Source organism: Solibacillus ferritrahens, assembly GCF_037027585.1.
Classification (GTDB): Bacteria; Bacillota; Bacilli; order Bacillales_A; family Planococcaceae; genus Solibacillus; species Solibacillus ferritrahens.
This window is the reverse complement of the sequence record NZ_JAXCLE010000001.1, coordinates 105,549-119,015: the sequence shown is the minus strand read 5'-3', so window position 1 is coordinate 119,015 and position 13,467 is coordinate 105,549. Positions and strand designations below refer to the sequence as shown.

11 protein-coding genes are annotated in these 13,467 nt (G+C 36.9%); 4 read left to right on the top strand and 7 right to left on the bottom strand.

Going from position 1 to position 13,467, the window contains the following annotated elements:
• The first annotated feature begins 151 nt into the window (after positions 1–151).
• A complete protein-coding gene (locus SNE38_RS00600) occupies positions 152–1,114 on the top strand; it encodes an ATP-grasp domain-containing protein (protein ID WP_191703763.1) in 963 nt (320 codons plus the stop codon).
• Between the two features lie 62 nt (positions 1,115–1,176).
• Here the strand turns inward: SNE38_RS00600 and SNE38_RS00595 are convergent, their stop codons facing one another.
• A complete protein-coding gene (locus SNE38_RS00595; RefSeq protein ID WP_336045791.1) occupies positions 1,177–1,704 on the bottom strand; it encodes a DUF2179 domain-containing protein in 528 nt (175 codons plus the stop codon).
• 254 nt (positions 1,705–1,958) lie between these two features.
• Between SNE38_RS00595 and SNE38_RS00590 the strand changes: the two genes are divergently transcribed.
• The gene (locus tag SNE38_RS00590; RefSeq protein WP_336045638.1) at positions 1,959–3,143 is read left to right on the top strand and encodes a fused response regulator/phosphatase; all 1,185 of its coding nucleotides are present in this window, start codon (positions 1,959–1,961) and stop codon (positions 3,141–3,143) included.
• 69 nt (positions 3,144–3,212) lie between these two features.
• On the opposite strand, the gene SNE38_RS00585 is transcribed toward SNE38_RS00590, so the two are convergent.
• The 5 genes from SNE38_RS00585 to SNE38_RS00565 all read right to left on the bottom strand — a co-directional run bounded on the left by SNE38_RS00585 (position 3,213) and on the right by SNE38_RS00565 (position 10,734).
• Entirely contained in the window at positions 3,213–4,028 is an 816-nt protein-coding gene (locus SNE38_RS00585) for a CheR family methyltransferase (RefSeq protein WP_191703766.1), read from the bottom strand.
• Complete coding sequence (locus tag SNE38_RS00580; protein ID WP_336045637.1) at positions 4,021–6,729, bottom strand: ATP-binding protein; 2,709 nt, start codon at positions 6,727–6,729, stop codon at positions 4,021–4,023. The genes SNE38_RS00585 and SNE38_RS00580 overlap by 8 nt, the downstream gene beginning before the upstream one ends.
• A 113-nt stretch (positions 6,730–6,842) precedes the next feature.
• Positions 6,843–8,015, bottom strand: a complete 1,173-nt coding sequence (locus SNE38_RS00575) for an endonuclease Q family protein (protein WP_191703768.1) — start codon at positions 8,013–8,015, stop codon at positions 6,843–6,845.
• A gap of 104 nt (positions 8,016–8,119) precedes the next feature.
• Positions 8,120–8,575, bottom strand: a complete 456-nt coding sequence (locus SNE38_RS00570; protein WP_191703769.1) for a helix-turn-helix transcriptional regulator — start codon at positions 8,573–8,575, stop codon at positions 8,120–8,122.
• A 59-nt stretch (positions 8,576–8,634) separates the two neighbouring features.
• Entirely contained in the window at positions 8,635–10,734 is a 2,100-nt protein-coding gene (locus SNE38_RS00565; protein WP_191703770.1) for a DUF2339 domain-containing protein, read from the bottom strand.
• Between the two features lie 193 nt (positions 10,735–10,927).
• Between SNE38_RS00565 and SNE38_RS00560 the strand changes: the two genes are divergently transcribed.
• Complete coding sequence (locus tag SNE38_RS00560) at positions 10,928–11,101, top strand: Fe3+ hydroxamate ABC transporter substrate-binding protein (RefSeq protein ID WP_191703771.1); 174 nt, start codon at positions 10,928–10,930, stop codon at positions 11,099–11,101.
• A 226-nt stretch (positions 11,102–11,327) separates the two neighbouring features.
• Here the strand turns inward: SNE38_RS00560 and SNE38_RS00555 are convergent, their stop codons facing one another.
• Positions 11,328–11,582, bottom strand: coding sequence for a DUF4282 domain-containing protein (locus SNE38_RS00555; RefSeq protein WP_191703772.1), 255 nt, complete (start codon positions 11,580–11,582; stop codon positions 11,328–11,330).
• Positions 11,583–12,047: 465 nt separating this feature from the next.
• On the opposite strand from SNE38_RS00555, the gene SNE38_RS00550 reads away from it, so the two are divergent.
• Positions 12,048–13,343, top strand: a complete 1,296-nt coding sequence (locus SNE38_RS00550; protein ID WP_191703773.1) for a transglutaminase domain-containing protein — start codon at positions 12,048–12,050, stop codon at positions 13,341–13,343.
• The last annotated feature ends 124 nt before the right edge of the window (positions 13,344–13,467 follow it).

Sequence of the window (13,467 nt, the reverse complement as noted above, 5' to 3'; positions counted from 1 at the left end):
TAAAGTTGAACTGCTTTATTTTAATGCCTGCATCCAAGACTTTTTGAATGATTTTGAATCCGAGTGATAATTCATACTTTTTTTATCTGAATAATGTATGATATTAATAGAATCGTCAAAAAAATAGATTTAAAAATCGGAGGAATGAAAGATGGCAAAGATTTATGTTATCCATGAAAATGATGATTGGACACGTCATTTAGTTACGCGACTGGAAGAATTAAATTTACCATATGAAACGTGGCATTTAGATGAGGGGATTGTCAATCTATCAGAGGCACCTCCAGAAGGTGTGTTTTACAATCGAATGAGTGCGTCATCCCATACACGTGATCACCGTTATGCACCAGAATTGACAGGTGCAGTATTAGATTGGCTAGAGTTCCATGGAAGAACGGTTTTAAACGGCAGTAATGCGCTTCGATTGGAGTTAAGTAAAGTAAAGCAATATACAGCACTAGAAAAGCATGGGGTAAAAACACCTAAAACGATTGCGGCAGTTGGAAAAGAGCAAATTATTGAAGCAGCGAAAGCGCTAAATATCGTTCCCTTTATTACGAAGCATAACCGTGCAGGAAAAGGGTTGGGGGTACAGCTATTTTACTCAATCGCAGCATTGGAGGAGCATTTAGCAAAGCCGGATTATGAGGAGCCAGTTGATGGAATTGTTCTGATTCAGGAATACATCGAATCACCGGAGTCCTATATTACACGTGTTGAATTTATTGGAGGACAATACTTCTATTCTGTACAGGTTGATACGTCTGAAGGGTTTGAGCTTTGTCCAGCTGATGCTTGTCAAATCGGCGACCTTTTTTGCCCGGTAGGCGAGGAGCCTAAAGAGCAACGTGCGAAGTTTGAAATTGTTGAAAATAATGAAACTAAGCTACTTGAAAATTATGCAGCATTCCTTAAAAATAGTGGAATTGACGTAGCTGGTATTGAATTTATCCGTAATGCAAATGGAGAAATCTTCACATATGATGTAAATACGAATACAAACTATAATTCAGATGCTGAAGCAAAAGAGGGTAAATATGCAATGCTGCAGCTTGCAAAGTACCTTGGGCAAGAGCTAAATAAAGTGAAGTCACAAACTACAATTACGAAGTAAACAAAAATAAAAACGGCCGATAAAGATGGAAACTCCATCTAATATCGGTCGTTTTTGGGCTACTATTTATGCTTTTTATGTTGCTTCATGCGCTTTACTAAAAAGCCACCTTTAAATGATTTTGGCTCATAGGAAATAATAAATGCCGATGGTTCATGATGCTGTACGAGCATAAACAGTTCTTTTTCGCGATTTCGTTTCGTTAAAATTTCATATTTATAACGTTGGCTGTCGCGACCCTCACCAACATAGGTCGTCAACGCAAACCCTTCGTCACGAATTACTTTAATAAGATCTTCGTTACGATTTTGCGTATTAATCGTTACGTATATATAGCCAATCGCAAGCTTTTGCTCAATGCGCGTTCCGATAATAATCCCAAGACCAAATCCGACCGCATAAACGAGCATTGCAAGGAAGCCCTGATCACCACTGAAGACAAGTGAAAGACCGAATACGTAAATAAGCATTTCAACAATACCGATAAGTGATGCGAGCATTGTAATATTTTTCACCAAAAAAATTGTGCGCAGTGTAAATAAAGGAACATAAAGCAGTTGCAGTAACAGTATAAGTAAAATTTCTTTCATTAAAATCGTATCCTTTTCTTTAAATAGTATGCCCATCATAATATGTGCCTTGCTCATAATGCAATAGATATGTACGAAACAACAAGGTGAATTCATTGAAATGAAGTATTAATTAAGTTAGTGTGGTAAGAAGAGATTGCTATTAACTTCCTATTATAAAAGTTGCTAAATAAGCGTGTAAATTTTTCTTTAATTGTATACTTCGGTATAATTATAGAGTGTAAAGGAAGTATAAACAGAGAGAAGGTGTTGGAATGACTATTCTTATTGTAGATGACAATCGAGTGAATCAGTTCGTTATTGAAAAGATTCTGAAAAGCGATGGTTATGAAAAATATGTCTCAGTACATTCTGCAAAAGAAATGTTTGACTACTTAGATCCATCCAATGCACCTAAATGTAACGAAATCAACGTCATTTTATTGGATGTCATGATGCCGGAAATGGATGGCATTGAAGCATGTCGTATTTTAAAACAAAATCCGCAATGGAAAGATATACAGGTTATTTTTATAACTGCGCTTGAGGATAAAGCAAAATTATCGGAAGCATTAGATGTAGGAGGCATTGATTATATAACGAAGCCAATAAATCGAGTGGAACTGTTAGCTCGTATTCGTGTTGGCAAACGTTTGAAATCAGAACTTGATTGGCATACAAATCAGGAAAAAGTAATTCAGATGGAGCTCAATTTAGCCGCACGTGTCCAACAAAGTTTGTTGAGTCCGCCAGTCCAAAAGTCGAACATTGCAATTACGGCCTCCTATTTACCGTCTTCGAATTTGGCAGGGGACTTATATTATTGGGATAAGCTCGATGAAAATCGATATGCAGTGATGCTCTTAGATATGATGGGGCACGGTGTTTCTGCATCCCTAGTTTGCATGTACATTTCCTCTGTATTGCGGGAAGCGATTAAAAAACTTACCGAACCAGAGCTTGTTATCGCCGAGCTTAATCGCTATATGACCCTGTTGCAAAATGAAAAAGAAAACTTGCTTTACTATTTTACAGGTGTGTATTTTATTATCGATACGAAAGAAAAAACGATGGAATATGTCAATGCTGGCCATCCAACTGGCTATGCACTCATAGATGGGGAAAAAACTGAGCCAATCACCCATACAAGTTATGCTGTAGGCTTTGTAGAAGATATTAAAATTGAGAAAAAAGTTATACACTTTAATTCATCTATTCAAGTTGTACTGTATACAGATGGTGTTTTAGAGGCAATGGGTGATTGTGAAATTGCTTCTGATCAAGAACTGCGTAAAATTGCAAGTAGTCCATGGTCAACAGAAGTACCGCCAATTGATTACTTATTGGAAAGAGAATTACAGCAAGACCAGCCGGATGATATGTGTGTATTACTGTTGCAGGCAAACGGTAATGAGATTTCTAGTAGTTCTAAGTCAACTGTTGGTGTAGTAACAAATTAGCTTATATAACCCAAAGTTAAACAAAAAAATCAATTTTCTCTCAGTGAGAAAATTGATTTTTTTTCGTTTTTATAATTTTTTTTGGTAAATCCGTTCTGATGCACTAATTGTACGATATTTAGGTGCCAGTGGTGTGAATTGCAATGTTTCCTTATCACCTAACCCTAAAAAGCCATTGTGTGCTAAGCTGTCATAAAATAAGCGGTGCACATCATGCTGAAGCTCTGGTGAGAAATAAATAAGCACATTACGGCAAATAATAACATCAAATTCCTGGAATGATTGATCTGTTACTAGATTATGCTGGGCAAACATTATATTTTCCCGTAAATACGGGTGGAACGAAGCGTAGCTATTATCGGTTTTATAATATTGGGAAAAACCTTCTGTTCCACCAGATAAAATATAATTTTTCGTGTAAGCCTGCATTTTTTGAAGGGGGAAGGCCCCTTGCTGTGCTTTTTTCAGGACACTTTCATTCATATCAGTCGCATACATCACTGTACGATCAAGCAGCCCCTCTTCCTGGAGTAAAATAGCCATTGAATACACTTCTTCACCCGTTGCACAACCAGCATGCCAAATACGTATTTTTTCAAGCTTTTGTAATTGAGGAATGATATTTTCTCGAAGTGCTCTAAAGAAAGAAGGATCTCTGAACATCTCGGTAACATTAATTGAAAAATCATTCAGCAACATATTTAAAAGCTCTTCATTATAAATGATTGACTCTGTTAAACGGGATATGGTTGGAATATTATTTATTCGCATCCGATGTTCGATTCGTCGTAATATGGATTGCTGATTATATTGTCGGAAATCGAAACCCGATAATGAGTACAGTGCCTCTAATAACAAACTAACTTCTAACTTTTTCTTATCCATTTTTTAAACGTTCCCTACTTGTTAACCATACTGTTAATACAGAAAATAGTTGATCTAAATTTAAAGGTTTGCTTATATAATCTGATGCTCCGACTTCAAATGCACGGTCACGGTCCTGTTTCATCGCTTTTGCTGTTAATGCAATAATCGGCAGCTCTGTTAACTGCAAATCATAACGAATACGTTGCATCGTTTCGTAGCCATCCATTTCAGGCATCATAATATCCATTAGCACGGCATCAACGCGAGTAGCCGTTTGTAAAATATTCAAGCACTCTAAGCCGTTTGTAGCTTCCAGTACGTGAACACCTTTTTGTTCCAAAGCCTGGCGCAAAGCATAAATATTTCGATAATCGTCATCGACTATTAAAATATGCTTTTCGTCAAATATAGTTTTTGGAGGCGTTACTGGGACTGGAAGGGCAGGAGACGCATCTGTAAATGCAACTTCCTGTTCGGAAATAAGTGTTGAAATATTTCCGTCCGGCAGGCTTGGTAAACAAACTGTAAATGTACTGCCTTCCCCTTCTGTACTTCGTAATGTAATCCATCCGCCTAAAAGCTTAACGACTTCACGGCAAATTGATAATCCTAGCCCTGTACCGCCATATTTACGAACGGTCGCTCCATCGGCTTGCTGGAATGACTCAAAGACAAGTTGCTGCTTGTCTTTAGGGATACCAATACCAGTATCCGTCACGCTTATGGATAGCCATGTATCACTTATTTGTTTCATTGTAGGTGTTACCTGTGCGAGTTCAACTTTTACATTAACTGAACCTTGCTCCGTAAACTTCAATGCATTTGATAATAAATTGTTCAAAATTTGGTGGAAGCGTTTTACATCAGTATGGAAAATTTCTACCATGTTTTGAGCGACATCCACATTTAAATCAAGGTCTTTTTGTTTGGCAATTGGTGAGAATAAATTATGGACATGCTGCGGAATTTCATATACATCCATTTCTCTAAACCATAAATCCATTTTGCCTGCTTCCACTTTAGATAAATCTAAAATGTCGTTAATCAGGTTTAATAAATCTTCACCGGAATCATGAATGACCTTGGCATACTCTAAATCATCGTCGGATAAACGGTTATCATGATTTTCCGCCAGCATCTCGGATAATATTAAAATACTATTGAGTGGAGTACGCAGCTCATGTGACATATTCGCTAAAAACTCGGATTTATAATTTGAGCTTTGGCGCAACTGCTCAGCACTTTCTTTCAGCTCGATCTGCGCTTTTTCTAATGCGTGTGTTTTTGTCTCTGCATCACGCGTACGTTCTTCAAGTCGTTCATTGATTGTCGTAAGTTCTTCAGTTTGCATTTTTAACTCTTCTGATTGCGTTTGAAGCTCTTCTGATTGAACTTGTAATTCTTCCGTCATTGCCTGTGACTCATTTAAAAGGCGAATCACTTCCATACGTCCGATTATGCTGTTAATCGTCACGCCTAGATGCACGACAACTTCTTTAATTAAAGCGCGGTGATGCTCATTATATTTCTTTAAAGAGGCTAGTTCCAATACTGCGATAACGTCATTCCCGAAAAATACAGGAACAATAATTCCATTTGAAATCGGTATATTTCCTAACGCTGTTTCAAGGTAATGGAAGCTATTTTCTTTATTTTCATAGCTTAGTACACGTTTTTCCTTTACACTTTGACCGACGAAGCCTTGTCCGACCATAAAGCTTTGACGTCCAACATCATCACCTGTCTCGGCAAAAGCCGCAATTTTGTTGAACTGGTTAGTATTGCGGACATCCTGAATATAAAAAGCACCATAAACTGACTGTGTTCGGGTAGTTAAAGAATTGAGCAATACTTCCCCCAGCTCATCAAGCGAATGTACGCCTTGATAGGCAGTCACAATTTCAGCTAAATTTCTTTGGAACCATTGACGGTTTTCCATTGTAGCCAGGAGCATATTCGTCGCATCGACCAGATCCCGCACTTCGTCATTTGTTTTCGCCACAATACGCTTACGATTTTTGCCGTCTGTTTTGTTCATATCTTCAATGGCTTCAGTTACTTCATCGATTGATCCCGCAATATTTCGGGAAATCATTGTAAAGATGACAATCGTGATTATCGCAATTAAAGACAGAATCGCAAAAAGGCCATATGTTAAATCGGCATTTCGGTCATTTAGTAGGGATACATGTTGCTGAATATTTTCAGTCTCGGTAGTACGGAATGCAGTAAAATTCTGCTGAACTTCACTTATTGCAACACTGCTTAGTTCGCCGTTGAACAACGTATTTATCTGATCACTGTCTTCACGTATGATTGCATTTAATATAGGCTGTCCAATATTGTTTACCCAATTGTTTATACTATTATAAATAGGAGCAAGCTGGTTTTCGCCTGTAGAGTAATTATTTACAAGATTATTCAGTTCCTCATAATTTGCTTCCCAAGTAGCGACTTCATCATTATACTTATCTAAATACTTTTCATTATTTGTAATTAAATAACGATGTAACGAAGACTCCAGGTTAACAATTTTACGTTCTAAATTATTCGACATTACACGCATTGAGGAATCATACTTAATAATAGCATTGCGCTCTTGCTGTAAACTGGTTATTTGATTATTTAACACAACTGCAGAAACAACTAAACATAAAATTAAAATAATATAACCACTAGTAATTTTAAAGCCAATCCCAATTTTCCGTTTTTTATTCATTTTAATCCTACCTTTAATTAAGATTTCTTTTAGTAAGTATACTATAACTTAGTAGTGTGAACGAAAATAGAGGATTATAGCAATATTTTGTTTTTTATATACTATTTACCTATTTAGTTTGAGTCCAGTTTCCCATATTGGCCTCCGCCACCCCCAACTATCTTCATTTCCCCACTTTTCGCAATCATAAACCTTTTTGCGAGATTTTCTGGAATTATTTTTTTTATTTCTTCAAATGTCGTGTTATGCAGTATATTCATCTCTGTTCCGAATGCATTTAAAAGCTTTTCGATCGTTTTAGGACCAATGCCTGGAATGAAGTCGAGTGGAATTTGGTGAATGTAAGGCGGTCGCTGTATTTCTTCATACTCAGCATCAGATAATTCCCGGATTCTTTTTGCGACGCCTTTAATAAGCTGGTCCTTACCGCATTGAGGACAGCGCAAAAAGTCGTCATTGAAAATTTGTTCCCCACAATTGACGCAGACGGTTTCGTAATATTTACCAAGGAGAGGGTTTAAACCGTAATTTGCCAGAATCATACGGTCATCTTGTTGGTGGAGCACCTTTTTTAGTTCTTCAAAGTTAGCATCAATGACTTTCATTTTCTGATATTCACGTGCTAGTTTCCCGAGAGAATGCGCATCTGAATTTGTCACAAAGCTATAGCGCGCTAATTCATTAATTCCCCTTACCATTGTCGTATCCGAGCTTAATCCTAATTCAATCGCATCTATTAAGTCAGGATCGAACACTTCAGCCAAGCTTTTCTTCACACCTTTACCAAATAGACTTTTAAATGGAGTAAAGACGTGGGCAGGGATAAATAAACCGCCAAGTTCATGTACTTTTTGCTGTAGTATACGCCCGTCGCAATACATCCGCTGAGAGCTTAAATGAATATTCTTTTGAAGAGGGTGCATCCAGTCTGAAAACTGTTTCATCTTTTTAATAGAAGGCATATAGCAAAGCACATGGATTGGTCCATGACAATTTGCATCATAAATTTCGATTTCTGACCCTAGAATGAGTGTCGTCTTTTTAAAGCGTACACCGCCTTCTGGTAGCTCAATAGCCTTTTGCTCATGAACGAGCTGTCCGATTTCGTCAAGAACTTCAGGTGAATGGCAATCAATAATACCAATTAAATCCAAACCCTTTCTTGATGTAGCGGTTTCTAATATATTGGTAAGAGTTAAATTATTGCTTCCCGTTATTTTTACGGCACGTCCGTTTTGTGTCCGTCCAATATGTATATGCAAATCCGCATAAATTTCTTTCCACATCTTGTCCACTCCCTTTGTTCGTGTTTAGTTAAAGAATACCCGTATTGGGAAGATTTATAGTAGGGAAGGAAAAAATAGTCGGCTTTGATTTCGGGAAAAGTACTTTAAAGGATTTTTTTCATTTCATTCCATTTTTCCATTGCAGCGTTCTCATCAAACGTACTTAATACACGATAGTTTTCGTCATCCAAAATTCGATAATGAGAGCTTAAATAATTTTGCTGTAGACGGTGGTTTTTATATTCTTCAATATTTTTCCACCAAATGTAGCCACCCATCGTTTTTTCTTTCGGAGTAATAATGACATCATGTGCCGTAAGCTCGATTACCTCCATCGGGTCGCCGCCGATTTTATTTTGTAGTGTAGGGCTGTGGCGAAACAGGGCACAAATGGCAATCGTAGTTGTCCAATTTGCTAGTGTACGATCTTTTTCAATTTGCACCAGTGTCTTTTTGGAGATACCCAGAATTTCAGCCATCTTATCTTGAGTAAAATTATTTTCTGTTCGGATAAGCTTTAAGCTTTCCGACGTAATTTGCATAATAAATTGTCTGTCCATTTTATCACCTCATGTAAGAAAAGCAGCCTTAACAAATGTTAAGGCTACCTCAATTAATTTTATCCTTCTTTATCTTTCCCTAACAGTTTATTTGAAATAAAGAGCCCAATTGCTCCGATTGCAATGAATGAAATGGAGCGGATCAAGATATCGAGTTCGGATAAATCAAAGAAAATCATTTTAATAATCCCGAAAAACAGCAAGCCGATCCCAACAAGCTTTAAGTTTCGGTAGCTTCGTTTTGCTGCTAAAAAGAGCGACAAACTAGCGATAACGAAAATTGAGACCGTATTTAAAATAACAGCTGTGCTCCAATTGATGAGATCATGATAGTTCATGAAATGCGTCATGTTAAACAGCCATATAATTGAAATGATCATACCGGCAATCGTCAATTGTTCTGTATAGCGGGCTATAAAAGCTTCATAGTTTTTATAAATGATACCTTGCTTCCATAAATCTGCTACGATTGCCCATAAAACAGCAATATACAAAATACGGACAAGTATCGCGACTACAATCGCCCGTTCATCAACCCATGTATTCACTAGTAATATGAGCCACACAAATCCGTAAATTCCGCCTGCAAGGAATGGAAGTAACCGGCCGATAAGTGATTGCTTCAATATAACAATTCCTGCAAAGCTAATCGCAATTACGCTAAACAATAAAAAATTAGTCAAGTGCATCGGCATATACGCCCAGTCTAATTTCCAAATGTATAGTAGCCCCGCAGCATAGAGTAGTGGTGGGAATAGATCTCGCAATCCTATAATCCATTCTTTATTTTCTACTGGTTCACGGTTAGATTGAAGCAGCATTGCATATAAACCTGCTAGCATAGCGATGACGAGTACCATTGTTACATGCTCCATCGAGAAAAACGGTTGAACAGAATAAAAAGTAAAAACATAAATAGCGAGTATAGAAAACGTAATACCCTTTACCCATTTCATAAAGATGATGTCATGCTTCACAGCGAGTATTAACCCTGCAAATGAAACAACTACGAGTAAAAGGAACATAACTTCCTGAGAAATATTCAGTTGGGCAATAATGTTTAACAGCGTGAGGACAGATAGTGTAGCGAACATATCAATTAGCAATTTATCCGCACGTTTAAACGCAATGTATAATGCACCGGCTAAAGCTCCCAGCATCAAACCTAGTACAATTAAAAGCTCCATATCTTTATTAATCAGCAATCCATTAATCAGTGATAGGACAATAATGGTAAAGGTAAAGAGCATACTTGCATTGCGTTTGCTTTTGCTCGTATACAAACGTAAATAGCTTACTAAAAAGACACAGTATAACGTGAGGATCGCAAGTGCAAAGAACAAAATCTGCTCATTATGAAACGTCGATACAATGGCCAATGCCAAGATTGAAAAAGCCATACCAATGTAAAGGGCTTTACGCTGTTTATGTTTCCAAATAACAATCTGTACAGTAGCAAACAGCAATACTATGAAAATACCAATGATCATCGGATTGAATTCCATATATTCAAGTAAATAAGGAAGCAGCAGCGATGTAAATACAACGAGCGCTGTTAATGCTTCATTGCCTTTTAAATAGCTAATGAATACGCCGTAAATAATGTAAATAAGTGCAAGGACGAGTGCAACGTAAAGACTCAGTACATCATATATGATTGCTCCTGCAGCCGTAACTAAAATCCCCACGATGAATGCACCACCGTAAAGAGATAAGGCTACAACCCGTGATCCTTTTTGCTTTTTCTCCATCCAATATGCGCATACAGCAAGACCGACAGATAGCATAAAGCCAGCAATTATTTTTACACTGTCTGATAAAAAACCATAATCACTAACAAGCTTTAAGCCCCAAAGCACCCCGAGCACTAAAATAACCATGAAAATTCTAGGTAATGCACGGGTAAATGTTTCTTCGAGAGAGCGTTGTTCCTTCTTAGGCGTTGTTTCCTGTGGTATAGGCTGCTTAATGACAAGTTGTTCTTTTGGTTGAGTTTTTACAGCAGGAACGGATGTTGAAGTCGAAGTCACCTTATTTTGTGCAGGTACGACTTTCTCAAACTTCGTATGCTCTTTTAAATGTTGCACCTCTGCTCTTAATGTACGTAATTCCTGTTCAAGTACGTCAATTCGTTCTAACATTTCCGAATCTTTTTCCAAACATCTCACCTCTCTTAATAAATAATAAATGCTCAATTAGTGTAATATTACACTTCATTTGGACGTATGTAAATCTATTTTTGGAAGAATCAACCTTTTGGGTGATTTAGAAGTGTAGTCCATTTTCTATAGAAACTTTCATGATGCTAATTCGTAGTAAAGTATATGAACAAATTGATTGGAGGAATATACGGTGTTTGGAGAAAAGCCTAAATGTACTATATGCGGTAAAGAAATTAAAGGTGATGAGGTTGTTTATATTAAAATGCGCTATCCAAAGCGAAAAGGGATGACAGAAATAAAAGCTTATTTAAACAACGAAGGAAGTTTCATGTGTGAAGACTGCTTTCAGCAGAAATCGAATTGATATTAGGGACTAGGACAAACCAAAAAATTGATTTCCATTACGGGACGCTTTCCGCGGGCACGGCCTGAGCCTGTAGTCTCAGGCATCGTGCTGTTCCCGCTGGAAGCTTTGCTTGTAGCGAAAGGCGTTAGCCGTCAGCTACACTCGCCCTCCATTCCAATCAATTTTTATATTATTCGTTTTATAAAATTTCTACTTCTGTCCAACCCCATTTTTTAAGATAAGGTTACTTATTTTTAATCTCCACTATGTTTTCGTGAATCTTAAATAATACAATCATTAACTCACAGTAAATTCGAATGATAACTGGCCCCAACACAGTAAATACAAGGCACATTAAAAACGTAATAATATCTCCACTGAAAAGAGCAAATAACGCAGATAGTAAACCGCCGATAATTGTTAATCCGGCCAAAGCCCAAAAAACATACTTAATAATATCTCCTGCAATCATACGGTTGAAATTTAAAAAATCGTTCAATTTTCCAGTCCTTTCTAAAATAGTTTGCACTACATACTGTCGGAATGGTGAATGAAAATTTATGTATGTATGATAGTTTCTTATTTAAAAAAGCGATGCAGATCCAATTGTCGGTATTATCCAATACTCACCAGTCCTTAAAACCAAGACTACAGCCCAATCCAATCTTTCGACACCATTCACTAGCCATTAACAAAAATTCAGGAAATTGATGCTAATTGTATATACTATGCAAAGGGATTACGCACATATTATCGATTTTTGAAAGAAAATGGGTTGCAACTGTCAATGCCAATGGAACACCTAGTGACAAAAAAATATATATTAGTAGCGAACTGTATATTAGGGGCTGTAAAAAGGAAATATTAGTTAGTGTACTGTTCAAAACAATATAGAACATATAATTATTAATCAAAAAAGTTATTTGGTAGTATTAAAATGAGTATAGATTTCATAGGGGGTTTTATGAGTAATTTAATTATTTTTTCATGTATATTTCTTGTTCTCTTAACAATTTTTATAAAGACGTTTCGTTCATTTACATCACAGCTGTACTTACGTAGAAAAATAAAAAAAGGACTCCTTCAAAATAAGATGGAAATCAGACTGGCAAAAGGTGATAAGCAGCAGTTGTCCGAAGTTTATAAACGCGTTTATAACATTGTTACCCATAGGCCGAGTCGTTTGTTTACTCCAAAAAATAGAAGGAAGTTCGAGCAAAGGGCAACGAGTGAACTGAATCGAATGGTAAAAAATCCTCTCACAAAGCTATTCGCGAGTATATTGACGTTTTCTAAAGGTATGCTCACATTTATTTTCCTGATAGCAACAACTTTTTTTGGCGTAATGGTAGTAGATGAGGTAAAAGCATCTTCGTTAACATTGCCGACTATTAATAAAGACGTTCAATTAAAATTGAATGTCGATTTGGAAGACAAAATTGATTCAATCGTTTCTAGTTTATTTAATGCTGAAAATAAACTGCAGAGCTTCAACTTTCAGCAATTGGCAAATGATGAGGTCATTCCTGTATATGATGTAAAGGATTATCCGCAGGCCATCACGAATGTGGAGGAGTTAGGACAAGCGATTGCACATCATATGTCCAAATTTGAAAATCAGTTTACTCTACATTATGAGGGGGATGCATCGGATTTTGAAAACACTGTTGATGAAGTGTATAAGTGGCTACAAGTAAACGAGCCTTATTTATGGGCAGTCATGGGAGATTTCTCAACACGTGCCAGGTCCTTTGGCAATCAAATTGAATGGCAGGCTACTATAAATTATGATTTAACCGCTGAAGAAAATGCGATTGTATTAGGTATGATCGAGCAAATTGTTCAAACTATTCCTGAGGATGCATCAGAAGCGGAAAAAGTGAAGTTTGTAAATGACTACTTAGTCGTGCATACAAAATATAATCTAAACAGTAAAGCCAATGCGCACACCCCGTACTCCGTTTTAGTCAATGGAGAGGGCGTATGTGAAGGATACGCACTAGCAGCATTATTAATGTTTGAAGAGCTTGGTATTGAAGCGAAGTACGTTATCGGTGATGCGGGCGGTCCTCATGCCTGGAATTTAGTAAAAGTCGATGGACAGTGGTACCACTTGGATATTACATGGAATGACCCGGTGCCTGATCAAGGTGATAAAGTTCATTATAACTATTTCTTAATTACTGATGAAAAAATCAAAAAAGATCACCAATGGATTGAAGCAGACTACCCTAAAACGGCAGTAGAAAATTATCTTTAATTCCAAAAAAAACAAAATAATGTTGACAAAGGAAATGTATTAACCGCATAATACACATTAAGGAGTGTATGAAGTGCTTAATACATTTTTTTGTGCATACTGTATTAAAGGGTTAGTACAGATG

What these genes read in the sequence shown, in the direction of transcription:
- SNE38_RS00600 (WP_191703763.1), top strand. Translation starts at nt 152, where the DNA reads ATGGCAAAGATTTATGTTATCCATGAAAATGATGATTGGACACGTCAT.
- SNE38_RS00595 (WP_336045791.1), bottom strand. Translation starts at nt 1,704, where the DNA reads ATGAAAGAAATTTTACTTATACTGTTACTGCAACTGCTTTATGTTCCT.
- SNE38_RS00590 (WP_336045638.1), top strand. Translation starts at nt 1,959, where the DNA reads ATGACTATTCTTATTGTAGATGACAATCGAGTGAATCAGTTCGTTATT.
- SNE38_RS00585 (WP_191703766.1), bottom strand. Translation starts at nt 4,028, where the DNA reads ATGGATAAGAAAAAGTTAGAAGTTAGTTTGTTATTAGAGGCACTGTAC.
- SNE38_RS00580 (WP_336045637.1), bottom strand. Translation starts at nt 6,729, where the DNA reads ATGAATAAAAAACGGAAAATTGGGATTGGCTTTAAAATTACTAGTGGT.
- SNE38_RS00575 (WP_191703768.1), bottom strand. Translation starts at nt 8,015, where the DNA reads ATGTGGAAAGAAATTTATGCGGATTTGCATATACATATTGGACGGACA.
- SNE38_RS00570 (WP_191703769.1), bottom strand. Translation starts at nt 8,575, where the DNA reads ATGGACAGACAATTTATTATGCAAATTACGTCGGAAAGCTTAAAGCTT.
- SNE38_RS00550 (WP_191703773.1), top strand. Translation starts at nt 12,048, where the DNA reads ATGAGTAATTTAATTATTTTTTCATGTATATTTCTTGTTCTCTTAACA.